This is a genomic window from Seonamhaeicola sp. MEBiC01930 (assembly GCF_045277075.1).
GTDB lineage: Bacteria > Bacteroidota > Bacteroidia > Flavobacteriales > Flavobacteriaceae > Seonamhaeicola.
In genome coordinates, this window is sequence record NZ_CP104270.1 from 2995585 (window position 1) to 3021656 (window position 26072).

The window sequence follows — 26072 nt, forward strand, 5'->3', positions numbered from 1 at the left end:
TACACATGATGCCTACCTACAAAAATGTACACAATAGGTTTAAATTAAACGATTACCATTATGATTATGAAAGTCTAATGGAAGTGGCTTATAGTTTCACAAAAGAAGGAGAACCATATCAAAGAGAATTAGGACTGTTTTTATTAGATTGGTTAGATAGAAGTGACCATATTGTTGTAAAAACTTCAGGTTCTACAGGAAAACCAAAAAAGATTAAAATAAAAAAGCAGGCCATGGTTAATTCGGCAATAGCTACTGGCAATTTTTTTGATTTATCTCCTGGTAAAAAAGTATTAAACAGTTTACCTTCTAACTTTATAGCTGGTAAAATGATGATTGTTAGGGCAATTATTTTAGGTTTAGAATTAGATATGGTGGTGCCCTCTGCTAGTCCGCGAATAGATTTAAGAAAAGATTATGACTTTTGCGCGTTTACGCCTATGCAACTTAAAAACTTTGCTAAATATTTAAAGTCTTTAAAAACTGCAATTGTTGGTGGCGGAAGAGTTTCTGAGCATATTAAAGAGCTAGTACAAGATAAGAGTACACAGATTTATGAAACTTTTGGTATGACAGAAACTGTATCTCATATTGCCGTTAGAAAGTTAAATAATTTCTCTGGTGATGCGTCTGAAAAATACTTTCAAACATTACCCGGAGTAACTGTTTCTAAAGACGACCGTGGTTGCTTAGTTATTGAAGCTCCAGAATTAACTGATGAAAAAGTAGTTACTAATGATATAGTAGAGATATATTCTGATACATCTTTTGATTGGTTAGGACGTTTTGATAACGCCATTAATACTGGAGGTATTAATTTACACCCAGAACAAATAGAATATAAACTTCGTGGAAAAATTGAAGAACAATTTTTTATTGGTTCTAAACATGATGATACTTTAGGAGATAGATTAATTATGGTTGTTGAAGGTAAAGAAGGTTCAGTAGATAAATCAATTTTTGATGTTCTTGATAAATATGAAGTACCAAAAGAGATTTTTTACCTGCCAAAATTTAAAGAAACCTTATCTGGTAAAATACACAGAAAAAATACTTTAGAATTATTAAAATAGATTAATTAGAACATCTTAAGTGTTTTTAAAACAAGTTCAAACCCTATATAAGCCAAAGCGTTTAGCAGTAAAATTAAACTCTAAAGGAGAGCAGTTTGTACTTAAAAGGCACCCTTGGGTATTCTCTAATAATATAGTAAAAATTAATGATGATGCTAGAACGGGAGATTTAGCCATTATTTTTAGTAAAGGCAAAAATAAAGTTATTGGTTTAGGTTTATACGATGCTAACTCACCAATTAGAATTAAAATGATTCATACTGAAGCTACTAAAGCAGAGGTAAATGAAATTTTTTTTCTAAATAAAATTGAAAAAGCTTTTAATAAACGCTTAGAACTTTTAAAATCTAATACTAACAGTTACCGTCTTCTATTTGGTGAAAATGATGGGTTTCCTGGGCTTATAGCAGATGTTTACAATGCCGTATTAGTTGTTAAATTGTATTCTGAAATTTGGTTACCCTATTTAGAGACTATTTTAGAAAGTTTACTTAAAGTATCTAAAACAAAAACCATAGTTATTAGATTAAGCAGAAGCTTACATCAATCTAAAAGCCATTATTTAAAAGATGGTGATATTGTTTATGGAGTTTTAGAAGATGAAACTGTGAAATTTGTTGAGCATAATGTGAATTTTTCTGCTAACGTCATTAAAGGGCATAAAACCGGTTATTTTTTAGATCATAGGCATAATAGAAAGCAAGTTGGTAAATTTAGTAAAAACAAAACGGTTTTAGATGTTTTCTCTTATGCAGGAGGGTTTTCTGTTCATGCGTTATTTAATGATGCTAAGGCAGTTACAAGTATAGATATAAGTAAACAAGCTCTTGAAATAGCTTATGCTAATGGTAAGCTTAATACGTATTCAGGCAAACATATAACTATTGCAGGAGACGCATTTATAGAGTTAAAAAAGCTGATAGATAAAAGCAAAACTTTTGATGTAGTGGTTATTGACCCCCCAAGTTTTGCAAAACAGCAATCTGAAATAGAACTGGCAAAAAAGAAGTATGCACAATTAGCTGAACTAGGTGAAAAGCTTACGGCAAAAAATGGTCTTTTAGTTTTGGCCTCCTGTTCATCTAGAGTATTGGCTCAATCTTTTTTTGATATCAATTCTCAGGTTTTAATGCAACAAAAAAGGGTATTTAAAAATATTTTAAATACCCTTCATGATATAGATCACCCAGTTTCTTTTTCGGAAGGCGCTTATTTAAAATGTGCCTATTACCGTTTTAGAGATTAAATGAAATCTCCTTTTTCATTTGTTTTAACTGTAATAATCTGATCTTCATTTTTTATTTTTATTTTATATTCCTTCTTTAAACTATTTGCTTCGCAATGATATTTTACTAAATAAACATCTTCAATAATTCCCCAATTTGGAAAACGATTTGAAATAGATTGCATTACTGTTAAAGGTAGCCTTACATTATTATATTTTTCTATGGTTTTAATAATTTTACCATTTTTATCAATTGCGGCAATAATTTTTCCTTCTGGTATTTGAAATGATACGTTATAGGTGTCACACTCGTTATCATAAAGCTCATAAATTTCTTCGTTATCGTAATTTATAATAGCATCTTCCAATTTTTTTACAAGTATAGGTGCATTATCATTATTAGTTGCATCTATATATTTATAGTTTACTGAAATTACAGTATTTGGTAATTCAATAGTTTGAGCATTTATAAATATTGTTGGAAGTATTAATATTAGCCATAAAATTTTTTCTTTCATGATAGATGTTTTTAATTTATATATACAAAAATAACTATGCGTGCATAATAAAAACATGATAAATATCATATAATCAGATGTTTATGGTTGGGTTGTTTAGTTAAACGGTAACTGCCTGATTATTAGTTGCTATGCACGCATAATATTTTTATATTTGTAAAAAACATAATTAAATGTCTAATAACTTAACAGAATTATTAAAAATCAAGTATCCAATTATTCAGGCACCTATGTTTTTAGTGTCTAATGTAGAGATGGTAAAAGAAGCAATGAAGAACGGTATAGCTGGATGTATTCCTGCACTTAATTATAGAACATTAGAAGAATTAAGGTTAGCTATAAGAACTTTAAAAGAAACAAAGGAAGAAGGCGGCTCTTTTGGTTTTAATTTAATAGTTAATAAATCTAACATTAAGTATAAAGGACAACTGGAAGTTATCTGTGAAGAAGGTTGTGATTTTATAATTACGTCACTTGGAAGTCCAGAGGAAACCATAAAGAAAGCTCATAAAGTTGGTATAAAAGTTTTTTGTGATGTAGTAGATTTGAAGTTTGCTAAGAAGGTTGAGAATTTAGGGGCTGACGCCATTATTGCAGTAAACAATGAAGCAGGAGGTCATAGAGGAGATATGTCTCCTAAGAATTTAATAACAGAATTGGTAAAAAGCTGTAGCATTCCCATAATATCTGCTGGAGGAGTTGGTTGTAAAAAAGACGTTGATAGAATGCTTAGTTATGGTGCCGCAGGAGTATCTGTTGGCAGTCCATTTATAGCTTCTTTAGAAGCTGGTGTTACTGAAGAATATAAACAAGCGTGCGTAGATTATGGTTCTAAAGATATAGTTATGACAGAACGTATTTCAGGTACCCCATGTACTGTTATTAATACGCCTTATGTTAAAAAAATAGGGACTAAATCCACTTGGATTGAAAATATTCTTAATAAAAATAGAAAATTAAAAAAATGGGTTAAAATGATTCGTTTTTCAATTGGTATGCGTGCTACAGAAAAAGCAGCAAAAAAAGCTACTTATAAAACGGTTTGGGTTGCAGGACCAAGTATTGAACATACTAAAGAAATATTACCCACTAAAGCCATTATTAGCCGATTAGTAGAGTAATTAATTTAACGATTTTTAATATTTTAGTATTAAATAATACATATAAAATTTAACAAATGAATTTCAAGTTGCTTCTATTAGCCAGTTTAAGTCTAACTTTTATTATTTCATGTGGAAAGAAAAAAGATGAAATAAAAGTAATTGAAGATGAAATCACAACAGGACCTAGTTTAGATTTACTATGGAAAACGGACTCATTGTTAACCACTTGTGAGTCAGTTTTATTTGATAAGCATTCACAAACTATTTATGTGGCAAATATTAACAATGGTCCTTGGGAAAAGGATAACAATGGTTTTATTTCTAAATTAAATATTAATGGAGAAATAACAGAATTAAAATGGATAGAAGGTCTAAGTGCACCTAAAGGTATGGGCATGTTTAACGGAAAGTTATATGTGAATGACATAGATAATTTAGTAGAGATAGATATTGCTGACCAAAAAATATCTAATAAATATTTCGTTGAAGATAATCCACAGTTAAATGATTTAACCATTAGCCCTAAAGGTGTAGTGTATTTTTCTGGTTCTAATTCTAATAAAGTACATAAGCTAGAAAATGGTAGTATAACTATTGAAGCAGATAACCCTTCGGGAAAAAGACTTAACGGTTTGTTATGGCAAAAGGAAGGCTTATATTATGCAGATTTTGGGGAATCTGTTTTTGGTCTTGTTAATAATGAAGACCATACCTTTAAAAAATATTCTGAAGGACTTAATAATGCCGACGGTATTGTACGCATAGAGAATGGTGATTTTATTGTTTCTGGATGGAAAGGAGAACTACATTATATAAATTCTAATGACTGGACTAAAACACTACTTTTAGATACCAAAGATCAATCTATTTCAGCGGCCGATATTGATTATATACCAGAAACCCAAACATTACTTGTTCCAACATTTTTTCATAACAGGGTAATGGCATATAAATTAAACTTACCAGATTCAGAGTAAATTCTATAATATTTTATTATCAGCTATTTAGCTTAATCGTTTAGCAACAAGCTTATTTTGTATAAGCCTATAGTTTATTATACCATTATTAAAAAGTATTTACTTAACTGGTTATTATAAAGGGAACCAGATGGTAATAAAAAATCTTAAGCTTTTTTAAAAAATAGTAATTGTCCAGTATTTCATTGTTTACTATTTTATACAACTTCATATTAATTACCATTCATAGTAGGATATCTACCATTCACAGAAAGGTAATTTCCTCTCAACGAAATTAGCAAGCGTTTATAGATTTTATTATGGCGAAGTTAATTTTATAAGTAATTATGTACAGTCTTCCCTCAGATAGCATCCTGATTATTTTAAACCAAATAAAAGGAAACTAGAAATATTTTATAGAATTAATGAAATAATCATTGGTTCAAATTGTTAATAACTTACATTGTATGTGAATAAATACGTACAAGTACTTATGTTATTTTATTACAAATACTCGTAAATTTATACCGAGGGATTGTAAGTAAAATATGAGAAATGTGGAATATCATGTATTTAGTTATTAATCTTAACACCAAAGTTTATGAAAACTCAAGGCGCAATTTTTAAAATTGTAAAAAGTAAGACTTACTTCGTTATCCCTCGACCTCAAATTACTAGAAAATCTAGTTTTTTGTTTTCAAGAATTAATGCTTATCATCTAATTTTAATTTTTCTTACCATAACTTATTCATTAGAATCACAGAATCAAAATATAACGTTAGATAAAAACTTCGACTACCACGTAAATACACAAACCTTGGGTAGAACTCCAATAGGGGGGGATACAATTTTTATTAATTCAGAAAGAACATTTCCCTTAAAATTTGAACAGATTGAAGGTGATTCCCTAGCCCCTATAGTTGTTATTAATAAGGGTGGTCAAGTAAAAATAAATGATACTATTAGTAACACTTGGGGGGCGCTTACTTTTGAGAATTGCAAATATATTAAGGTAAGTGGAGCAGGTCACCCTGCGTATAAGTATGGTTTTGAATTAGCAGCTGTTCAATGTGGATTGGCATTTTCTGGTTTAAGCTCTGATTGTGAGGCAGAATTTATAAAAATAAGTCATGATGGGTTCTTTGGCATTATGGCAAAAGAAGATTATGGAGGTAATCCTCCTTCGCCTTATCCTGTTTTTGAGAACCTAGTAATTCATGATTGTTTTATTGAGGGTGTATCTGAAGGTATGTATTTAGGTGAAACTAAATCACCTGGAATGGAATTTAAGCATGTGAAAATATATAATAATATTATTAGAAATACCTTAAGGGAATCTATTCAAATAGCAAATATGGTTGAAGATGTTGAGATTTATAATAATACCATGTTAAATGCAGGTTTAGAGGAGGCTGTCTATCATATGAATAATTTGCAAATAGGTACCAATAGTGTTGTTAATGCATATAATAATATTTTGATGGACGCCCCTGTATGGGGAATCATTAACATGGGTAAGGGAGATTGTATTTTTACCAATAATTATATTGCCTCCAGCCAGGGTGTTTTTTGCGATAATAGACCATTGAGCGATACACTCACTCCAATAGAGATTAAGCAAAATTACTTTAAGTCAATTTCTGGAAATCAAGTAATTAGGAATATGAATGAGTTGAATTATTTTACTGCAGAAGACAATAAGTATGATACTGATATTACTTTTTATTTAGATCAGACAGGGGTTGATAATGATACTCTTATTAATAACATGTTAACTACCTTAGAAGAAATTCAATTTACCGATCCAGCAAATAATGATTATTCTTTGGTTCAGGGAACGGCTGTTGAATATTTAGGCATGGGAGCTCCAGGAGGCCCTGAATTTTTTGAATATATAGATCCAGCTTTTATTCCTAAGCAAATAATAATTACTCAAGAAATGGTAATAGATTCTGTGCCTGGTGGTAGTGTCAATTCTCCATTGTACTTATTTGATGAACAAAGTTTAGATATAGAGGCTAATGAGCATGCTATAAGTAATTCATGGAAACCAGATTATGGTATGAATGAAGATTCATATCATGCTATAATTGATTTAGGTGATGAACATTATATATCTGAAATAAACTTACATGATATGCATGATGTTCGAAATTTTACTGTTGAGTATTTAGATTCAACTTTGGTTTGGAATACATTATTTGTTGAGCCCTTAGATAACTTTAATGTCTGGAAAAAGCATATTACAAATATATCAACTAGGTATCTTAGGTTCTCTATGTATGATCATGTATTCGCTGCTGTAAATGAAATTACAATTCATGGCTACCCTTTAATTAAAGAGGCTCAACAAATTGTTATAGACTCTACAATGTATATAGATTTAATCCCTGGAGGTAGTGTTTACCCTCTTTCATATTTATTTGATGAACAGCAATTAGACGTAGATTCTAATGAACATGCAAACAGTGGTTCATGGAAGCCCCATGTTAATAGTAGTGAAGGACCATATCATGCATTGATTGATCTTGGACAGGATTGTCATGTTTCAGAGATTAATCTTCATGACATGCATGCTGTTTATGATTTAGTTGTGGAATATGGAGATGGAACAAATTGGACTGAATTATTTATTGAATCGGGAAATAGTTTTAATGTTTGGAAAAGACATTCTACAGAAGTTATTACTAGATATATTAGGCTGACGATGCCTGAAAGCCCTTTTGCTGCATTTAATGAAATAATTATTAATGGATATCCTATAATGACCTTGCAAGGTGAAGAACCTGAACCTGAACCTGAACCAGAACCAACTCCAGTACAAATTATTGTAACATCTAATATGGTAACCGATTTGGTAACAGGTGGAAGTGTGTATTCCGCTCAATTTTTATTTGACGAGCAAACACTAAATCCAATGAATGGAGATAAAGCATTAAGTGGTTCATGGAAGCCTTATTATACAAATGCAAATGCCCCATATTATGTAGAAGTAGATTTACAAGAAGTATATCATATTTCACAGATTTATATGCATGATATGCATTCTGTATATGATTTCAATGTAGAGTATGATGATAATGGGGTCTGGACAAATTTGTTTGTTGAGCCATGTGATAGTTTCAATACTTGGAAACTTCATGAAACAGATGTAGTTACACAGAAGTTACGTTTAGGTATGTTAGATAGTCCGTATGCAGCGGTGAATGAGATAATATTATTCGGAAACTCCACAGCTAGCACTTCAAAACAAAGTAAAAATAACAATGTAACAAATGAATTTCTTAGTGTTGAGAAAAGTGATTTAAATTCAGGAAGATTACAATTATTTCCAAACCCTGTGAAAGAAACTATATATTTAAAGTTATCTGATGGAATGGTAGGAACTAATCATATTCAAATTACTGATGTATTTGGCAAGATGGTATTTAGCCAAGATATTAACTTTAATGAGACTTCAGTGCCTATAGAAATTGGATTATCTAAATTCACTTGTTCTTCAGGTTTTTACATCCTTTCATGTTACAATGACAATGGAGAACATCAATCTGTCAAGTTTTTTAAAGACTAGTATGAACTGATTAATAAATTTAAGAAAGGTTAGAATTTTAGTTCTGGCCTTTTTTTTTGAAATTTATTATTTCTTTATAATTAAAGAGGTATTTTAGTATTTGTAATGTTGATTTATATGAAATTAATATAAATGTCCAGTAAAATTATAGTTTATGAAAAAAGTTTGTATTAGAAATATTTCATTGTGCTTAGTACTGGTGTTCTTAATTAATATAAAATTAGGAGCTCAAGAAAAAGTTATCAAAGGTGTTGTTACAACCTTTGAAGATATTCATGTTGTTAAAGCTGAGGTTAAATCGCTGAGAACAAAAGAAATAGTATTAACAGATACAATAGGTGTTTTTAAGATTACTTGTTTACCTGGTGATAAAATTCGAGTAAGTGCTAAAGGATTTAATTCAGAAAGCTTCAAAGTGACTGAAAATACTACCACAGCTTTTATTAATCTAAAACTAAAGCCAAATTTAAAAAACAGAGAACTAGCCGTTGCTTACGGACATGTTCAAGATGAAAAAAATCTTAATGCAATCGCTTCCATACATACAAGTGATAAAAGTTATTCTGATTTTTATAGTGTTTATGAGATTTTAAATCAAATTCCAAATGTTAGAGTTAATGGGTCTCAAATTGTAATTCGTGGTCAAAGTTCTGTTAACGGTACCGGAGCTGCTTTAATTGTTATTGATGGTGATATTCAAACTTTTGATATGTTGAGTAATCTATCTCCTCAAAATATAAAAAACATCTCTGTTTTAAAGGGTATTGCAGCCTCTGCCTATGGTTCTAGAGGTGCTAATGGGGTGGTTCTTGTTACTACTAAAAAGTCGTACAGTGATTAATGAATTCGTAGGTATGAATTATTAATATAAATGTTTTTTATCTCCTAGATGAAGGCTGAACTTAAAATTTATAAATATTATGATCTGTAACCTAATTCCTGGTTTAAAAGATCAAAGGAAAAGTACTTTTTTTATAACCATTAAGTTTAATAGTTATGTTTTGCAAAAACATTTTCAATGATTTTTTTTTGATAAAAACTAAGAGTTTTTTGCGGTATAAAATACATCTCTCAATGATGGTAGTTTTTGTATTTTTGCTTGTAACTTTTTAAGGTGTTATTTCTATGCAATTAACTAAAGAATTTATTCAAGAGCGATTTCGAGCTATGGCAAAAGACACATTGTTAGAAACGTTAAATATTGAAATGATAGATTTTGGTGACGATTTTTTGATTTTAAAAATGCCAGTAACACCAAAAGTGCATCAACCAGATGGTGTATTGCATGGAGGAGCCACCGTAGCTTTAGCCGAAACTTGTGGAAGTTTTGCAGCCGAATTATTTCTAGATACCAAACAGTTTTTTGTTCGGGGAATAGAGATATCTGCCAACCACATAAAGAGTGTTCGTATTGGAAACGTGTTTGCCAAGGCAACGTTTATTCATAGAGGACGAACCACACAGCTATTTGAAATTAAAGTAACTGATGATGATGATAATTTAATCTCGTTATGTAAGTTAACCACTATTTCGCTTCCAAGAACAAAATAAGCTAAAAATGACTTTGGAAGCTTTTTTTAATCGTATTGAAGCACAATACCATCAAGAATTACCATTTGTAGTTTATAGAAAACCTAATAAAACTGTGGTTAAAGGTTTATTGCAACAATCCAACGATTTGTTTTTTACATCGGAATTCACAGAACAAGGTTTTGTTTTTTCTCCTTTTGATGATAAAGAAGATACTGTATTAATTCCTTTCGAAAGTTCAGAATCAATTAGCTTTCCTTTTGTCATGTTTAGCGGAGTCGAGACATCTCAACACGAATTTCGATCGGATTTAAATGCGAAAAACCACCACATCCATTTAGTTGAAAATGGAGTTGAAGCCATCGAGAACAATACATTTAAAAAAGTAGTCCTCTCAAGAATGGAAAGGGTTAAACTTTCAGAAGGAAATCCAATTACTATTTTTAAGAGGTTATTGCACAAATACGCATCAGCTTTTGTGTATTGTTGGTATCACCCAAAAGTAGGCTTGTGGTTAGGTGCAACTCCCGAAACTTTAGTTAAAATTGAAGGCAATCGATTTTCCATCATGGCATTAGCTGGAACTCAGGTGTATGACGGAACGCTGGATGTTGAGTGGCAAGACAAAGAAATTCAAGAACAACAATTTGTAACAGATTTTATTGTAGATAGTTTAAAACCATCAGCGCAGAGCATCAAAGTTTCAGAAACCAATACAGTTAAAGCAGGAGGTTTATTGCATTTAAAAACCATGATTTCGGCACAATTAAAATCAGATTCCAATTTAAAGGAAGTTATTTTAGCCATTCACCCAACACCAGCCGTTTGTGGTTTACCAAAGCAACCTGCAAAATATTTTATTTTGGAACAAGAAAATTACAACCGTGAGTTTTATACCGGCTTTTTAGGCGAATTAAATTTAGAATCCATTACTGCACCTCGGTCTGGAAGACGAAATGTGGAAAATAGAGCCTATGCCATTAATAGAAAAAGTACACAACTTTATGTAAACCTGCGTTGTATGCAATTAAAAAACACCGATGCTATTATTTATGTAGGTGGAGGCGTTACCATTAGCTCTGATGCTGAAAATGAATGGGAAGAAACGGTTGCAAAGTCTTTAGTGATTAAAAGTGTCTTGTAGTGGTAGCCTCACTATGAGTGATTTCTGTCGGACTAAGCCCAGTAGAAGTCCAGAAAATTGTATCAAGAAGTTATTGAACATTTTCCCCTTGGATTTCTTACTTTAGCGGTTCATTTAATACTAAAAATGATATACCCAAAAATTCCGCTTGCACAAACGGTTATAGAGCTTTGTAAAGCTAAAGGCATTAAGCATATTGTTATCTCTCCTGGTAGTAGGAATGCCCCTTTAACCATTGGATTTTCAAATAATGATTATTTTAAGTGTTATAGTATTGTAGATGAGCGTTGTGCAGCTTTTTTTGCTATGGGTATCGCCCAAAAACTGCAAGAACCAACTGCGGTAGTTTGTACTTCTGGTAGTGCACTTTTAAATTATTATCCGGCGGTTGCCGAAGCGTATTACAGTGATATTCCTTTGGTTGTTATTTCGGCCGATAGACCTAAACATTTAATTGGTGTTGGTGATGGGCAAACCATCAATCAACCAAATGTGTTTGAAAATCATATTCTGTATTCAGCAAATTTAAAGTTGGACTTAAAGGAAGATGAATTCGAAGTAGAAGAGGAGCTTCCTATTTTTAAGAATATTGAGAATAAGGTTGAAACTTTATTGGGTTTAAGGCAATCTATTCAAGAGTTTAATGAATTAGAAATCAACAGAGCCATCAATATGGCTTTTCAGAAAAGTGGTCCCATTCATGTTAATGTTCCATTTGATGAACCCTTATATGAGTGTGTTGCAGCATTAACAGTAGATCCAGAAGTGGTTCCTGTTAAGGAAAACCCATTAGAAATTGATGAATCCTTACTGAACGATTGTATTGAAGACTGGAATGCTGCCAATAGAAAAATGATTTTGGTTGGTGTAAAGCAACCTAATCAAATTGAACAGCGGTGGTTAAATATTTTAGCGAATGACGATAGTGTGGTGGTATTTACCGAAACAACTTCAAATATTCATCATGAAAATTTTTTCCCGAGTATAGATAAAATCATTGCACCTTTAGATGAAACTGGGTATAAAAATCTGCAACCCGATATTATACTAACCTTTGGAGGTTTAATTGTTTCAAAAAAGATAAAAGCGTTTTTAAGAACTCAAAAACCAAAACAACATTGGCATATTGACACTATAAAAGCCAATAATACTTTTTTCAGTTTAAATAGATTTATTGAAACGCAACCTAATTACTTTTTTTCTGAATTTTTACCTCAAACAAAGTCTATTTTTAGTGATTACAGATCAAGTTGGGAAGCTGTAAAACAAATAAGACGCTCTAAACATGCGGAGTATTTAGACCAAATAGAATTTACAGATTTAAAGGCGTTTCAATCTATATTAAAAGCAATACCAAACGATTCTATTCTTCAATTGAGTAATAGCTCAACAGTGCGTTATGTTCAGTTGTTTAATATAAATAAAACCTTAGAAGTTTATTGTAATCGAGGCACAAGTGGTATTGATGGAAGTACATCTACAGCAATTGGTTGCGCCGTGGCTTCAGAGAAACAAACAACCCTTATATCAGGAGATTTGAGCTTCTTGTATGATAGTAATGCCATTTGGAATAATTATATTCCAAAAAACTTCAGAATCATTGTCATTAACAATCAAGGCGGTGGTATTTTCAGAATATTACCAGGGCATAAAAACACTGAAAATTTTGATACTTATTTTGAAACTAATCATAGTCTAACGGCAAAACATTTATGTAATATGTATGGCTTAGAATACCTATCGGCTTCTAATGAATTAGAACTAAAAAATAATCTACAATCTTTTTATTCGGAAGGAACACAGCCAAAACTATTGGAAGTGTTCACGCCTAAAAACCTAAATGACGAAGTTCTTCTAAACTATTTTAAGTTTATTAAGTAAAAATGTGACTTTATTATAAAAGCTGTGTCTAAAAAATGGTATCTTTAGAACAGCTATCAATTAAAGTATTTTATAAACAATTAAACATTTTTTATCATGAGTAAACGTGACGAATTAATTGCTAAATACGCTACAGATTTAAAAGACAAATGTGGTGTTAATGCAGACATGGATTTATTAACTAAAGTGACTATTGGTTGTGGTCCATCTATTTACAATGCAGATTCTTCTACAGTTTCAGGGTCAGATGAATCTGAATTGGCTACCGTAAAAAACAACTTTTTAATTAAGAAATTGGGATTAGGCGAAGGTGATGATTTAGATGGTGCCATTGCATCTGTAATTGATCAATATGGTAAGTCTAACAGAAATAAATATAGAGCGGTTATTTATTATTTGTTAACTAAACATTTTGGTAAAGAGTCTGTCTATTAAAATCTACTATTCTATATATATTTAAAGCGCTACATTAATTGTGGCGCTTTTTTTGGCCCTGATATATTTTATGGTCTTGTTATAATTTGGAGGTGGCCTTTATATAAAGATCCGGGCTTAGTGGTTGTACTATGACTCGTCTAAGAACCATATCTTTTTCTTTCTGTCTTTCCTGTTAAGGAATGAATCCATAAACAAAAGGATGCCACTTCAATCCATAACGCAAAGTACATTTTGTTACTTTATATTATTACCTTTGCCTCATGATGCAATTAGGGCAAATAAACACATTAGAAATACTCCGTGAAACAGACCACGGTATTTATTTAATTGATAACGAAGACAAAGAAGTATTACTTCCAAATAGGTACGTGCCAGACTCGTTCAAAATCTGGGACAAGATTGATGTTTTTGTGTATTTAGATAATGAAGAACGCTTAGTTGCTACAACAGATGTACCTTATATAAAACTAGGTGAATTTGCTCTTTTACGTTGTAACCAAGTCACAGATTATGGTGCCTTTTTAGATTGGGGGTTAGTAAAAGAGTTATTTTGCCCATTTAAAGAACAAGCTTTTAAAATGAAACCGGGTGGCTGGTATTTGGTGCATTGTTATTTAGATGAAAAAACCGAAAGATTAGCTGCTTCTAGTAAAACAAACCGTTTTTTAGATAATAAAGAATTGACTGTTAATCAGTTTGATGAGGTAGATTTAATTGTTTCTCATCCATCAGACATTGGCTGGAACGTTATTGTAAATAAAAAACATATTGGGCTTATTTATAAAGACAATATTTATACCGATATAAGTGTAGGAGATAAGCTAAATGGAATTGTTAAAAAAATACGTCCTGGAAACAAATTAGATATTGCTTTAGGGCAAATTGGGTATAGAAATATAGAACCAAATGCTAAACGTGTTCTTGAAGAACTAGAAGATAATAGTGGTTATATTAATCTAACGGATAAATCTGATCCAGAAGCTATAAAAGAGCAATTACAAATGAGTAAAAAGAGTTTTAAAAAAGCTGTAGGATCACTTTATAAACAAAAACAAATTCTAATAAAACCAGATGGTATTTATTTGGTTTCATAGTTAATCTATTCTTTTTACTACCTTTATTTTATGATTCATCAAGACACCATTGTAGCCTTAGCAACACCATCGGGAGCAGGTGCAATTGCGGTTATTAGGTTATCTGGTAAGGAGGCTATTTCTATAGCAGACTCACAATTTAAGTCTGTTTCAGGTAAAGAGTTATTAAAGCAAAAAACGCATACTATTCATTTAGGTCACATAATGGATGGTGAACGTACCATTGATGAGGTGTTAGTGTCGGTTTTTAAAAACCCGAATTCTTATACAGGAGAAAATGTAGTTGAGATATCTTGTCATGGTTCTAATTATATTCAACAAGAAATCATTCAATTGTTTTTAAGAAATGGATGCCGAATGGCAGCAGCTGGTGAGTTTACATTGAGAGCCTTTTTAAATGGAAAGTTAGATTTAAGTCAGGCTGAAGCTGTGGCTGATTTAATTGCTAGTGATAATGAGGCCTCTCATCAAATTGCAATGCAACAAATGCGAGGAGGTTTTTCAACAGAAATTGCAAAACTGCGTGAAGAGCTTTTAAATTTTGCATCACTTATTGAATTGGAACTTGATTTTGCTGAAGAAGATGTAGAGTTTGCCGATAGATCGCAATTCAAAGATTTAATAGATAGAATCTTACTAGTTTTAAAACGATTGATAGATTCTTTTGCCGTTGGTAATGTGATTAAAAATGGTATTCCTGTAGCTATTGTGGGAGAACCTAATGTTGGTAAATCAACCCTATTAAACGCATTGTTAAATGAGGATAGAGCCATAGTTTCAGATATTGCTGGAACCACTAGAGATACTATTGAAGACGAAATTTCGGTGGGAGGAATTGGCTTTAGATTTATTGATACCGCGGGTATTCGAGATACTGAAGATGTCGTTGAGAGTATTGGTATTAAAAAGACTTTTGAAAAGATTGACCAAGCCCAAGTAGTTATTTATTTATTTGATGCAAATAAGTTTAAAAATCATAGTAAACAGTTTAAGGTAGAGCTTGAAAAAATAAAAAATAAATATCCCCAAAAACCCCTAGTTGCGCTTGCCAACAAAGTTGATAAGATTCAGGAAGGTCAAGTTGAAATTATTAAAAGCGAGATTCCAGAAATTCAATTATTGTCAGCAAAACAGGGAAGGGGTGTGGAAGAGCTTAAAGACACCTTACTAAGTTTTGTAAATACAGGAGCCCTAAAAAACAACGATACTATTGTTACTAATACTCGACATTACGATTCATTACTAAAAGCTTTAGAAGAAGTTTCAAAAGTTAAAGACGGTCTTGAAACTGGGTTGTCTGGAGATTTATTAGCAATAGATATTCGTCAGGCACTTTATCATTTTGGGGAGATTACTGGTGAGATATCATCTGATGACCTATTAGGGAATATATTTGCTAATTTTTGTATTGGGAAGTAAAAGGGGTATTAATGTCAAAAAAAAATGTTGTTTTAGAAATTATTCAAGAGTTCTTAGAAGCTGTAATTAAGGCTTTAGGTTATGGTAGTAAGACTAGAAAGCGTACATGGAATCAACATGTTGTTCCTTATCAAGATGGTTGGGCAGTTAGAAGAGAGGGAAATAAGCGTATTACATCTAAACATAGAAAACAAAGTACAGCCATTAGAAAAGCAAAGAGCTTAGCAAAGCGTTATGATGCCGATGTTATTATCCATCGAGCTAGTGGAGGTATTCGCGAAAGAATCAGTTATAAGGAAGATTAGTTTAACCTAAATAATGTCAAGTATGATTAATTACCCAAATGGTTTTCAGTGGACTGCTTTATTTTGCTTTTTATTCCATTTCTTATCATATACACAAGAGCAAAAACCTAATTTTTTAATTGTTTTGGGTGATGATATTAGTGCATCAAATATTGGCTGTTATGGTTCTCTAAATTTAAATACAACCCCTAATATTGATAAATTGGCTAAGGAAGGTATTAGGTTTACAAATATGTATGTAACAGAAGCTATGTGTGCCCCTACCAGAGCTGAATTGTTTACAGGTTTGATGCCTTATAAAAACGGATGCACTGTAAATCATGGAGCCACAAAGAAAGATGTTTTGAGTGTTGTTCAACATTTAGAAAATCTTGGCTACCGAGTTGGATTAACAGGAAAAAGACATTTTAAGCCAAGTTCTGTTTATCCTTTTGAGTTTGTAGATGGTTTTACAAAAAATTGTGTCCTTAATGGTAAGGTGGCTGAAGAATGGAGTGGTGTAGAGGAGTTTATTGCTAGAGATCCTAATCAACCTTTTTGCTTATTCATATGCTCGGTTAATGCCCATTCACCATGGGATGCTGGAGATACTAGTTCATGGGATATTGATGATGTTGTTTTACCAAAGAACTTAGTTGATACTAAAGAGACACGTCATTATTTTAGAGAATATTTAGCTGAGATTAGGCTATTTGATGAACAAGTAGGTAATGCAAGAAACCTACTTAAGAAAAAAAACCTTGAGAATAACACCGTGTTTATTGTATTAGATGAGAACGGGGCAGGAATGCCTTTTGGTAAATGGTCTACTTATGATTTTGGTGTTCGTTCTGCATGTGTTATGAAATGGCCAGAGCCTAATAACCATAAACTTGTAACTCCGGCAATATCAAAATACTGTGATATCTTACCAACGTTAATAGATGCAGCTGGTGGAAAAGTTCCAACTAATTTAGACGGCAAGAGTCTTATGCCAATTATTACTAAAAAAAATAGTAAGCATAGAAATCATGCATTTTTCTTATATAATAGTAATGGGCATGAAGGAACAAAATATCATACAAGAGCTGTAACTGATGGCAAATACAAATTGATTTGGACACTTACACCTGAAAATATATATGGAGTAAGAACTATTAATGGATTTGACTATGGTCATGTAGACAAAATTGAAGATAGGCACGTTCGAAAAATGTATTTGTCTTGGGTGGCCAAAGCAGGATATGATAAGGAAGCAAGTGGCTTTGTTAAGCGCTTTAAATATAGGTCGGAATTTCAACTATTTGATTTAGATGAGGATCCCGCTGAGCTTTATAATTTGGCGGCTGAACCAAGATTTGAGCAAAAGGTATTAGAGCTTAAGTCTGCAATTGAAAATTGGATGAAACAACAAGGAGATAGTGGTGTGAAAAAATAATCATCATCATAAGGAATAACTAACGTCTTCTTCCCGAGTATTCCATAGCTTCTCCTTTACCAAATCCATAGCTAAAACCAAAGGTTACAAATCTACCTCTTTGGCTACGGTTCAATGAATAATTGTTGCCTTGAATGTTTTCGGATTCAAAAATTCTTGAGGCAAATACATCTCTAATACTAAAGTTAACAACACCTTTATTTTTAAGAATCTTTTTTCTTAAGCCTAAGTCTGCAAAAAGGTTTTTAGCAGTATTTCCTTGTAAGGTTTTGGTACCAGATTGATAATTTCCTGTCACCTCGAAATCAATTTCTGCCGGAAGTTTAATTTTGCTAGTTAGTTTTCCAGTCCATTGATCAGCATTAAAATCTTTAGGGGCGTCATTAAAATCAACATCTCTTTTAAAATAATTATAATTAAGATCTCCGGTAAAAATTAACCAATTAGTTACTGGAACTTTGCCATTAAATTCAATTCCAATAGCATCAGTTGTACCTAAGTTTAAAGGCATAAATAGTGTAGAACCAGTTTCAGAATTAAAAAAGGTTACATTGCGTTCAATGGCATCCGTTGTATACCTGTAATATACTCCAAAATTTAAAGAAGACTTCCCTAAATTATAGATATTGGTTAACTCATACGAATCTGTAAACTCTGGACGTAAATCTGGATTTCCGGTTCTAATATTAAAATTGTTTCTTGGGCTAAAAAAAGGATTAAGATCCCAAAGTCTTGGTCTATACACCCTTCTAGAATAACCAATTTGTACAGAGTACGAATCACTTAATTTATAAGAGGAATGGAAACTAGGAAATAGGTTGGAATAGTTCTGATTATTAGATTCGTTTGTATTTATTAATAGGGTTTCTAGATCCGTGTTTTCAAGACGTAAACCTAATTTAACACCCCATTTATCACCTTCATAAGCTGCTGTACCGTAAACACCTAATACATTTTGATCAAATTCAAAAATATCTGTTTGGTTAGGGTCAGTTACAAAATCATTACCCAATAATTCCTGTACTTCAAAATCATTACTAACACTATTTAACAGATATTGAGCACCCGTTTCTAAGGTGAATTTTTCATTGTATGGTTTGGTATAATCTAACTTAAAGGTATAATTAGCTTCTTTAAAGTCAGTTCTTGTTTTTTGGTCACTTTCTAAATGTTCGCCAAAACTAGTTCTATCTTCAAAATAAGACGATTGCTCTTTACCAAAAAAACGACCCAAGGCACTAAAAAGTAACATATGATCTTCGTGGTCTTCAAAATCTTTTTTGTATTGAAGTTCATATTGATATTTAGGGTTGGTAGCATCAGTAAACTCAGTTCTTTTCCATGTTGAAGATAAAATCCCCGATGTTATAGAATCAAAAACCGTTTCAGAAGGTTGGTCCTCAACTTCATAAGCAAAATTTCCCGAAAGCGTTATCACATTAGTGTCGTTTATGTAATAATCTGTACCTAAAATAATATTATAGAATTTCTCATTTCTATATTCAGTACCTTCAGACTCTATGTCTATATCATTGGCTAAATCTCTAATGATAATTTTTCTGTCGTTTGGTAATTTGCGGTAGCCTATACCTAATTGGCTAAAAAGATTAAACTTCTCAGTACGTCTATTCAAACTTAAACCAAAACTATGGTTGGTAGGGTCTCCTATATTCAAACTAGCAGAACCGTTCAAACCTTTTCGTTCATCTTTTTTAATTACAATATTTATAATTCCTGCGGTTCCCTCAGCATCATATTTTGCGGAAGGGTTGGTAATAACTTCTACGCGCTCCATCATATCAGCAGTTATAGTTCCTAGTGCATTTCCACCATCACCAGCGATAACTGAAGGTTTACCATTTATAAGTATTTGAACACCTTGACTGCCTCTTAAACTAATTTCTCCTTCAATATTAACATTTACAGAAGGGACATTATTTAAAACATCTAAAGCACTTGCTCCAGCGCTACTTAGGTCTTTACCAATGTTAAAAATTCTTTTATCAAGTTTAAATTCAGTTTTAGAAACTTCAGCTTGTATAACTACCTCATTAAGTTGTTCCAAATCTTCTTCAATAATAATATTTCCTAATTGAATTTTTCCTTTTACTACATTAAAATCATTAATAGTTTTTGTTTTAAAACCAATAAAACTAACAGCAAGATGAAAGTCCGGAGCTTCAGTGTCCAAAAAAAATGTACCATCCTCAAATGTAGTAGTGCCCGTAATATTTTTGTTAGAACCATTTTCTACAACCAAAATAGTTGCAAAAGCAATAGGTTGATTACTACCAGCCTCTAGAACTTTACCTGTAATGTTTATATTTTTATTCTGACTAAAACCCGCAAGCACAAAAAATACGCTTAAAAGAATGCTAGAGGTGAGTGACTTTAAATTTTTAAATTGTAAAAGAATCATGGTTATTATTTAAATGTGCAAATATAATTACATCAATAAGGAATTAATGCTAGCTTAGATAAGCTTTTTGAATATTACTATTGAATTAAATTATATAATAACAAGGGGTAAAATTAAATCATTTTAAGAGGTAAAGATGTTAAACTACTTATAAAATTATAAGAACTAAGCCATCTTTCTTCATAAATTTGTTTAAGTAACTTTTTGAGCAAAAAAGAAACTAAAAGTTTCTCCTCATTAATTTTATAAAAAGATATAAAGTAAAATATGAAAAAACTATTAGTAGTATTAGTAATAGCCATTACAACAAACAGTTTTGCTCAAATTTTAGAACCTGTAAAATGGAATACTTCTGTTGAAAAAATTTCAGATATAGAATATGATTTAATAATTGAGGCAACCATTGAAAAAGGGTGGCATGTATATTCTCAATATACAGAAGAAGGAGGTTCATTACCTATTGAAATATTTAAAGGGAAGCCTGAAGAAGGATTTGAAATAATAGGAAAAGCTGTTGAAAGTGATACTATTAGAAAATACAATGAAATCTTTGAAGTGAATGAATCCTATTTTGATGACTATGCAATACTAAAGCAACGTATCAAAGTAAATAATGGGAATCTTTCGGAAGCAACACTAATACTTACCGGGCAAGTTTGTAAAGAAGTATGTTTACAAATTAATGAAGAATTCAAATTTAATTTATTATCAGATAATGCAAACATTTCAGAACTAAATAATGAAATAAAGACTATTGATAATTCAGCTGTAAATAATAAGCTTTATGGCATGAATCCAGAAGAGGTATCCCTCATTGAAAATGAAATAAAAGAAGAAAAGTCCTTATGGACCATTTTTGGTTTAGGATTTTTAGGAGGATTATTGGCCTTGTTAACGCCTTGTGTGTTTCCTATGATTCCTCTAACTGTAAGTTTTTTTACAAAGAGCGAGGGACAAAGTAAGGGCTCTGGAATAGGTAAAGCACTGATTTACGGTTTCTTTATTTTATTAGTTTATTTAATATTAAGTATTCCTTTTCACTTATTAGATTCTGTAAACCCTGATATTTTAAATGAGATATCAACAAACATTTGGCTAAACATAATTTTCTTTGCCATTTTTGTGTTTTTCGCTTTCTCTTTCTTCGGATACTATGAGTTAACATTACCTTCAAGCTGGACAACCAAGACAACTAGAGGAGAAACCGCAGGTGGTATTATTGGGGTGTTTTTTATGGCTTTAACTTTAGCTATTGTTTCTTTTTCTTGTACGGGGCCAATTCTTGGGTCATTGTTGGCTGGTTCGTTGTCTTCTGATGGTGGTGCTTGGCAACTCACAGCGGGTATGGCTGGTTTTGGTGTGTCTTTAGGGTTACCATTTGCTTTATTTGCAATGTTTCCAAATATGATGAATGCTTTACCTAAGTCCGGAGGCTGGTTAAATACAACGAAAGTAGTTTTAGGTTTTTTAGAATTAGCATTAGCATTTAAATTTTTATCTAATGCAGATTTGGTGGCCCATTGGGGACTTTTAAAGATTGAACCATTTCTAATTATCTGGATAATTTGTTTTGGTGGTTTAGCTTTGTATTTATTAGGAAAAATTAAATTCCCTCATGATTCTCCTTTAAAGAAATTATCATTTTTTAGAATAGCTTCAGGAGTATTGGTGGCTGCTTTTACAATATATCTAATTTCTGGGTTTAGAGTAAATAAAGAAACGAATACGTTTACCTCCTTAACTCTTTTAAGTGGTTTAGCACCTCCAGTTGGCTATAGTTGGTTTTTACCCAGCACCACTACAAATAACCTTAAAACCTTTAAAGATTTAAAAGAAGGCATTGCATATGCTAAAGAAGTAAATAAACCTATTATGATTGATTTTACGGGTTATGCTTGTGTAAATTGTAGGAAGATGGAAGAACATGTATGGCCAACACCTAAAGTTGATAATTATTTGAAATCTGATTATGTAATAATTTCACTTTATGTTGATGATAAGAAGGAGTTGCCAAAGGAAGAACAACTTGAGGTAAATAGAATTAATGGGGGAACACGTGTATTAAAGAACTACGGACATAAATGGGCTAATTTTCAAACGCAATTTTTTAAATCAAATTCACAACCTTATTATGTGCTACTTAGTTCTGATGGTAAGCAGATGTTAAGTAAGCCTATAGGTTATACTCCAGATGAAGATGCGTATGCTAAAGTTTTAGAATTGGGTATTGAAAAATTTAAAACAATTAATTAAAAAATTATTGTTCTAAAATCTTTATCATTTTAAAAGATTTAAATAGATGAAATACCCCAGGTATTATTAAAAGACCTCCAATAATAAGAGCTTTACCTAAAACATGTATTACTTTTTCTGTAGCAACAGTTTCTAATAAATCTATTGAAGAAGTTGAGGTTATAATCAATTCTGGAAAATGAGGTATTAATGCTGCTAAAAGTATTAATAATACTTGTAGACCTGCCAAAAATCTACTCAAAATTCTACGTTCATTTTTTATTAAATTTAATAGAGGAAGGATTAATGTTGCAGACAAAATAATGAATACCCATGATATTGGACTTTCAATAAAATTTAAAACAAACGTAAATTTATTTATATACCCATAGCTAAGTAAAACAAACCCTATGATAATAACGACAATAGTGGCTATTCTAGCTTTTTTTACATATATAAATCTATTAGAGTTTTCAGATTCTCCAATAAGTAAGACCGAAGTTAAAAATGCACATAGTGATGCAAAAAAACACCCTACCAAAAATGAAAATAGGTTAAACCAAGGCTTAATAAACAAATCGAAAAAATGATAGCTCTCGTAGTTTTCAGTAAGTATAATTTGCCCTGAAATCATTGCTCCAAAAGTCATTCCTAAAAAAATCGGAGTAATTAAACTAGAAACTCTAAACATCCAATCGTATAAAATTTGTGATTTATCAATATAAGCATCATAGTGTCTAAACACAAAAGCAACACCTCTTAAAGTTATACCAAGTAATACTAGGGTTAATGGAATATGAAGATGCACCATTAGCACATTATAGAACGCAGGAAATCCTACCCACAAAATTACTATCATAATAATTATCCAAATATGATTAGCTTCCCAAACAGGTCCCATAACACGGTATACCGTTTTTTTAGTGATTTTTTGATTTTCTTTAGATGAAAATAATTCTATGATACCCGCACCAAAATCTGCACCGGCTAAAATCACATAAAGCAGTAGAGACACCATTAAAAAGAATAAGACTACGTATAGCATATTACACTAATTTAGATTGGTTAAGCGATTTTATTTGACGAATCATTAACCAAGTAACTGCAATAGTTAAGATTGTATATAAGCATAAATACATGTAAAAGCTAAATATCATCCCTGGCATTGGGGTTACAGCATCTTTGGTTTTCATCACATTATGTATTATCCAGGGTTGTCTGCCAACTTCAGTAACTATCCAACCTGCTTCTAAGGCTATAAATCCCATTGGGGCCATTATTGTAAATAATAGCCAATATTTAGTGTTATCCCACCAAGATTTCTTTTTTAAACTTATAAAAAATAATACGCCTGTAAAAAGAAGCAAAGTACCTAAACCAACCATAATTTGAAAGGCATAATGAACAATGGGTACATTGGGTTGAATGTCTTCAGGAAAATCATTTAAACCTTTAACTTCGGCATTAAAGTCTCCAAAAGCAAGAAATGATAGGGCATTAGGGATTTCAATTTTATGAGTAACATTTCTGTTATCTTCATCTACTATACCTCCAATATACAAGGGTGCACCTTTTTTTGTTTCGTAATGCGCTTCCATTGCAGCTAGTTTAACAGGTTGTCTTATAGCAATATCTTTGGCAGATAAATCGCCGCTTATAGGTTGTAAAATAGCGGCTATGGCTCCAAAAGTAATGGCTATCTTAAATGCTTTTTTATGTAATTCAGGATGCCTGTTTTTATAGATTTGGAATGCATGAATACCAGCAACGGCAAACCCGGTGGCAGTAAATGCAGCCAGGGTCATATGTAGGGCCTGAGTAAACCAGGCGTCATTTAAAAGTGCTTGTATCGGATCAATATTCAGAAATTCACCATTTATATAATCGAAACCAGAAGGTGAGTTCATCCATCCATTAGCAGAAACTACTAATATGCCCGATGCTACACCTGATATACCAACAATTACTCCCGTAAACCAATGAAACTTTTCTGGTAATTTATTCCATCCGTATAAATAGAAACCTAAAGCAATGGCTTCAACAAAAAATGCCGCTCCTTCCAGAGAAAATGGCATACCTATAATGGGGCCTGCATGTTTCATGAATTCTGGCCAAAGTAAACCTAATTCAAAAGATAAAGCTGTTCCTGAAACAGCACCTGTAACAAAAAAAATCGCGACACCTTTTTGCCACGATTTTGTTAATTTTAAATAAATAGGGTTTTTGGTATTTAGCCATTTTTTATGAGCAACTACCATAAAGAAAGGCATGACCATACCAATACATGCAAATACAATATGAAATATAAGTGTAAATGCCATTTGCAATCTAGCAGCATCTAAATTATCCATAAAAAGGGTTTAAAGTAGTACTACAAAGATACTGTTTAGGCATAATTTTTATATGCTTTTTAGTATAAAAAAAGGGTTTATTTTAACGGGAAAAAATCTGGTATTACTCAATAATTTTAACCTCAAAAAGCTTGTCCCATCTTTTGCCAGTTACAAAAATACTTTTTGTTTCAGGATTGTAAGCAATACCATTAAGAACATCAAGTTTAGGGTGTTGTGTTACTAATTCTTTAAGAGGTGAAAAATCAATAACACCAATCACAGCTCCATTTTCTGGATTAATAATGGCTACTCCATTTTTTTGATATCTATTGGTGTATATTTTTCCATCAATCCATTCCATTTCATTAATCTGAGATATTTTACCCTTATTGGTACAAACTTGTATGTAATCTTCTTCAACTAATGTTTCTGGGTTTAACATCCAAATTTTTTCAGTGCCATCACTTTTATAAATAACATTATTGTGGTTACAAAGTCCCCAACCTTCCTTACTATTACCATATTTAAAGCTACTTAATTTTTCTAAGGTGTCTACACTGTAAACAAATCCAGTTCCTTTACGCCAAGTGAGTTGAAATACTTTGTTATTAAGAATAGTTAATCCTTCACCAAAATACTCATCAGCCAGATTAATATTCTTTAATACTTTACCAGTTTTATAGTCTAGTTTTCTAAGTTTAGATTCACTGTATTGGCCCGTGCTTTCATATAAGAAACCATTGTAGAATTCTAATCCCTGCGTATAGGAGGTAATATCATGTGGGTATTCATTTATAATTTCATAAGTAAATATTTTAGGTGCTTTATCATTTAGTATAGTGATAGCGGATGTTATGACTTGGAGGTTATCATCAAAATAAACTTTAGCTTCAATAGGCTGCTTACCAAGTTTAACATTGGTAAGTTCAGTTTTTTCACTGACTCTTTTTTTTCCTAAAGTATAAATCACTGAATCTATTGCGTGATTTTTTTTATTTATTAAAGAAAGTTCTAAGGTTTTATTTTTATTAATATTTCCTTTTTCGGCATTAGTAGTTATAACAAAATCAATTTTTTTCTTTCCAGAATTAGAACCACATGAAATAATAAATCCGCTTAAAAATATGATTAAGAGATATTTGAGTGTAGGCATTACATTTTTTTTATTTGAAGCAAGATATTTATTTAAAATCAGTTTAGAAAATCATTGTGAAAATTTTAAAAGATTGTATCTTTGCAGCCGGCAAGTCCTACACAACCAGCTCCTGTAGAATCCTCCAGGGCGGGAACGCAGCAAAGGTATACGGTTGTAGCGGTGTGATGTAGGTAGCTTGCCTTTTTTTGTGCACTAAAATTAAATTTCTTTATCGTTAATCTATATTGTATTTTGGTGCTTTACATTATCAAAAGTTTA

Annotated in this window: 20 protein-coding genes and 1 other RNA gene; 16 read left to right on the forward strand and 5 right to left on the reverse strand. The window is 31.6% G+C overall.

What is annotated here, in order from left to right:
* The first annotated feature begins 5 nt into the window (after nt 1-5).
* Nucleotides 6-1073 (forward strand): AMP-binding protein, encoded by a 1068-nt coding sequence (locus tag N1F78_RS13010; RefSeq protein WP_406683598.1) that lies wholly within the window; start codon nt 6-8, stop codon nt 1071-1073.
* 19 nt (nt 1074-1092) lie between these two features.
* Nucleotides 1093-2319, forward strand: a complete 1227-nt coding sequence (locus N1F78_RS13015; RefSeq protein ID WP_406683599.1) for a class I SAM-dependent rRNA methyltransferase — start codon at nt 1093-1095, stop codon at nt 2317-2319.
* Here the strand turns inward: N1F78_RS13015 and N1F78_RS13020 are convergent.
* A complete protein-coding gene (locus N1F78_RS13020) occupies nt 2316-2816 on the reverse strand; it encodes a nicotinate-nucleotide adenylyltransferase (RefSeq protein ID WP_406683600.1) in 501 nt (166 codons plus the stop codon). The two genes, N1F78_RS13015 and N1F78_RS13020, sit on opposite strands and share 4 nt — an antisense overlap.
* A 173-nt stretch (nt 2817-2989) precedes the next feature.
* On the opposite strand from N1F78_RS13020, the gene N1F78_RS13025 reads away from it, so the two are divergent.
* The 12 genes from N1F78_RS13025 to N1F78_RS13080 all read left to right on the forward strand — a co-directional run bounded on the left by N1F78_RS13025 (nt 2990) and on the right by N1F78_RS13080 (nt 17674).
* Entirely contained in the window at nt 2990-3937 is a 948-nt protein-coding gene (locus N1F78_RS13025) for an NAD(P)H-dependent flavin oxidoreductase (protein ID WP_406683601.1), read from the forward strand.
* Between the two features lie 56 nt (nt 3938-3993).
* Nucleotides 3994-4896, forward strand: a complete 903-nt coding sequence (locus N1F78_RS13030) for a hypothetical protein (RefSeq protein ID WP_406683602.1) — start codon at nt 3994-3996, stop codon at nt 4894-4896.
* A gap of 580 nt (nt 4897-5476) precedes the next feature.
* The gene (locus N1F78_RS13035; RefSeq protein WP_406683603.1) at nt 5477-8446 is read left to right on the forward strand and encodes a T9SS type A sorting domain-containing protein; all 2970 of its coding nucleotides are present in this window, start codon (nt 5477-5479) and stop codon (nt 8444-8446) included.
* Between the two features lie 154 nt (nt 8447-8600).
* The gene (locus tag N1F78_RS13040; protein ID WP_406683604.1) at nt 8601-9287 is read left to right on the forward strand and encodes a TonB-dependent receptor plug domain-containing protein; all 687 of its coding nucleotides are present in this window, start codon (nt 8601-8603) and stop codon (nt 9285-9287) included.
* Between the two features lie 284 nt (nt 9288-9571).
* Nucleotides 9572-9997, forward strand: coding sequence for a PaaI family thioesterase (locus N1F78_RS13045; protein ID WP_406683605.1), 426 nt, complete (start codon nt 9572-9574; stop codon nt 9995-9997).
* Between the two features lie 7 nt (nt 9998-10004).
* Complete coding sequence (locus tag N1F78_RS13050) at nt 10005-11120, forward strand: chorismate-binding protein (RefSeq protein ID WP_406683606.1); 1116 nt, start codon at nt 10005-10007, stop codon at nt 11118-11120.
* A 126-nt stretch (nt 11121-11246) separates the two neighbouring features.
* Nucleotides 11247-13001 (forward strand): 2-succinyl-5-enolpyruvyl-6-hydroxy-3-cyclohexene-1-carboxylic-acid synthase, encoded by a 1755-nt coding sequence (menD, locus tag N1F78_RS13055; RefSeq protein ID WP_406683607.1) that lies wholly within the window; start codon nt 11247-11249, stop codon nt 12999-13001.
* Between the two features lie 96 nt (nt 13002-13097).
* Entirely contained in the window at nt 13098-13436 is a 339-nt protein-coding gene (locus N1F78_RS13060; RefSeq protein WP_406683608.1) for a DUF2853 family protein, read from the forward strand.
* A 263-nt stretch (nt 13437-13699) separates the two neighbouring features.
* On the forward strand, nt 13700-14533 hold the full coding sequence (locus N1F78_RS13065) for a S1 RNA-binding domain-containing protein (protein ID WP_406683609.1): 834 nt from the start codon (nt 13700-13702) through the stop codon (nt 14531-14533).
* A 30-nt stretch (nt 14534-14563) separates the two neighbouring features.
* Nucleotides 14564-15952: a tRNA uridine-5-carboxymethylaminomethyl(34) synthesis GTPase MnmE gene (mnmE, locus tag N1F78_RS13070; RefSeq protein ID WP_406683610.1), complete on the forward strand. Its 1389-nt coding sequence runs from the start codon at nt 14564-14566 to the stop codon at nt 15950-15952.
* A gap of 11 nt (nt 15953-15963) precedes the next feature.
* On the forward strand, nt 15964-16257 hold the full coding sequence (locus tag N1F78_RS13075) for a DUF2188 domain-containing protein (protein ID WP_406683611.1): 294 nt from the start codon (nt 15964-15966) through the stop codon (nt 16255-16257).
* A gap of 22 nt (nt 16258-16279) precedes the next feature.
* Nucleotides 16280-17674 carry a sulfatase gene (locus tag N1F78_RS13080; protein ID WP_406683612.1) on the forward strand — a complete coding sequence of 465 codons (1395 nt, stop codon included), beginning with the start codon at nt 16280-16282 and terminating at the stop codon, nt 17672-17674.
* Nucleotides 17675-17693: 19 nt separating this feature from the next.
* On the opposite strand, the gene N1F78_RS13085 is transcribed toward N1F78_RS13080, so the two are convergent.
* Nucleotides 17694-20093 carry a TonB-dependent receptor domain-containing protein gene (locus N1F78_RS13085; RefSeq protein ID WP_406683613.1) on the reverse strand — a complete coding sequence of 800 codons (2400 nt, stop codon included), beginning with the start codon at nt 20091-20093 and terminating at the stop codon, nt 17694-17696.
* 267 nt (nt 20094-20360) lie between these two features.
* On the opposite strand from N1F78_RS13085, the gene N1F78_RS13090 reads away from it, so the two are divergent.
* The gene (locus tag N1F78_RS13090) at nt 20361-22346 is read left to right on the forward strand and encodes a cytochrome c biogenesis protein CcdA (protein WP_406683614.1); all 1986 of its coding nucleotides are present in this window, start codon (nt 20361-20363) and stop codon (nt 22344-22346) included.
* A gap of 4 nt (nt 22347-22350) precedes the next feature.
* Here the strand turns inward: N1F78_RS13090 and N1F78_RS13095 are convergent, their stop codons facing one another.
* From N1F78_RS13095 to N1F78_RS13105, 3 genes are all read right to left on the reverse strand, one after another.
* Nucleotides 22351-23370, reverse strand: coding sequence for a cytochrome d ubiquinol oxidase subunit II (locus tag N1F78_RS13095; protein ID WP_406683615.1), 1020 nt, complete (start codon nt 23368-23370; stop codon nt 22351-22353).
* A gap of 1 nt (nt 23371) precedes the next feature.
* Nucleotides 23372-24676: a cytochrome ubiquinol oxidase subunit I gene (locus N1F78_RS13100; protein WP_406683616.1), complete on the reverse strand. Its 1305-nt coding sequence runs from the start codon at nt 24674-24676 to the stop codon at nt 23372-23374.
* A 103-nt stretch (nt 24677-24779) separates the two neighbouring features.
* Nucleotides 24780-25811, reverse strand: a complete 1032-nt coding sequence (locus N1F78_RS13105) for a glutaminyl-peptide cyclotransferase (protein ID WP_406683617.1) — start codon at nt 25809-25811, stop codon at nt 24780-24782.
* Between the two features lie 88 nt (nt 25812-25899).
* Here N1F78_RS13105 and ffs point away from each other — a divergent pair.
* An RNA gene (ffs, locus tag N1F78_RS13110) (signal recognition particle sRNA small type) lies at nt 25900-25998 on the forward strand.
* Nucleotides 25999-26072 lie beyond the last annotated feature (74 nt).

What these genes read in the sequence shown, in the direction of transcription:
- N1F78_RS13085 (WP_406683613.1), bottom strand. Translation starts at nt 20,093, where the DNA reads ATGATTCTTTTACAATTTAAAAATTTAAAGTCACTCACCTCTAGCATT.
- N1F78_RS13035 (WP_406683603.1), top strand. Translation starts at nt 5,477, where the DNA reads ATGAAAACTCAAGGCGCAATTTTTAAAATTGTAAAAAGTAAGACTTAC.
- N1F78_RS13065 (WP_406683609.1), top strand. Translation starts at nt 13,700, where the DNA reads ATGATGCAATTAGGGCAAATAAACACATTAGAAATACTCCGTGAAACA.
- N1F78_RS13040 (WP_406683604.1), top strand. Translation starts at nt 8,601, where the DNA reads ATGAAAAAAGTTTGTATTAGAAATATTTCATTGTGCTTAGTACTGGTG.
- N1F78_RS13045 (WP_406683605.1), top strand. Translation starts at nt 9,572, where the DNA reads ATGCAATTAACTAAAGAATTTATTCAAGAGCGATTTCGAGCTATGGCA.
- N1F78_RS13075 (WP_406683611.1), top strand. Translation starts at nt 15,964, where the DNA reads ATGTCAAAAAAAAATGTTGTTTTAGAAATTATTCAAGAGTTCTTAGAA.
- mnmE (WP_406683610.1), top strand. Translation starts at nt 14,564, where the DNA reads ATGATTCATCAAGACACCATTGTAGCCTTAGCAACACCATCGGGAGCA.
- N1F78_RS13020 (WP_406683600.1), bottom strand. Translation starts at nt 2,816, where the DNA reads ATGAAAGAAAAAATTTTATGGCTAATATTAATACTTCCAACAATATTT.
- N1F78_RS13100 (WP_406683616.1), bottom strand. Translation starts at nt 24,676, where the DNA reads ATGGATAATTTAGATGCTGCTAGATTGCAAATGGCATTTACACTTATA.
- N1F78_RS13010 (WP_406683598.1), top strand. Translation starts at nt 6, where the DNA reads ATGATGCCTACCTACAAAAATGTACACAATAGGTTTAAATTAAACGAT.
- N1F78_RS13060 (WP_406683608.1), top strand. Translation starts at nt 13,098, where the DNA reads ATGAGTAAACGTGACGAATTAATTGCTAAATACGCTACAGATTTAAAA.
- N1F78_RS13095 (WP_406683615.1), bottom strand. Translation starts at nt 23,370, where the DNA reads ATGCTATACGTAGTCTTATTCTTTTTAATGGTGTCTCTACTGCTTTAT.
- menD (WP_406683607.1), top strand. Translation starts at nt 11,247, where the DNA reads ATGATATACCCAAAAATTCCGCTTGCACAAACGGTTATAGAGCTTTGT.
- N1F78_RS13080 (WP_406683612.1), top strand. Translation starts at nt 16,280, where the DNA reads ATGATTAATTACCCAAATGGTTTTCAGTGGACTGCTTTATTTTGCTTT.
- N1F78_RS13025 (WP_406683601.1), top strand. Translation starts at nt 2,990, where the DNA reads ATGTCTAATAACTTAACAGAATTATTAAAAATCAAGTATCCAATTATT.
- N1F78_RS13090 (WP_406683614.1), top strand. Translation starts at nt 20,361, where the DNA reads ATGAAAAAACTATTAGTAGTATTAGTAATAGCCATTACAACAAACAGT.
- N1F78_RS13030 (WP_406683602.1), top strand. Translation starts at nt 3,994, where the DNA reads ATGAATTTCAAGTTGCTTCTATTAGCCAGTTTAAGTCTAACTTTTATT.
- N1F78_RS13105 (WP_406683617.1), bottom strand. Translation starts at nt 25,811, where the DNA reads ATGCCTACACTCAAATATCTCTTAATCATATTTTTAAGCGGATTTATT.
- N1F78_RS13050 (WP_406683606.1), top strand. Translation starts at nt 10,005, where the DNA reads ATGACTTTGGAAGCTTTTTTTAATCGTATTGAAGCACAATACCATCAA.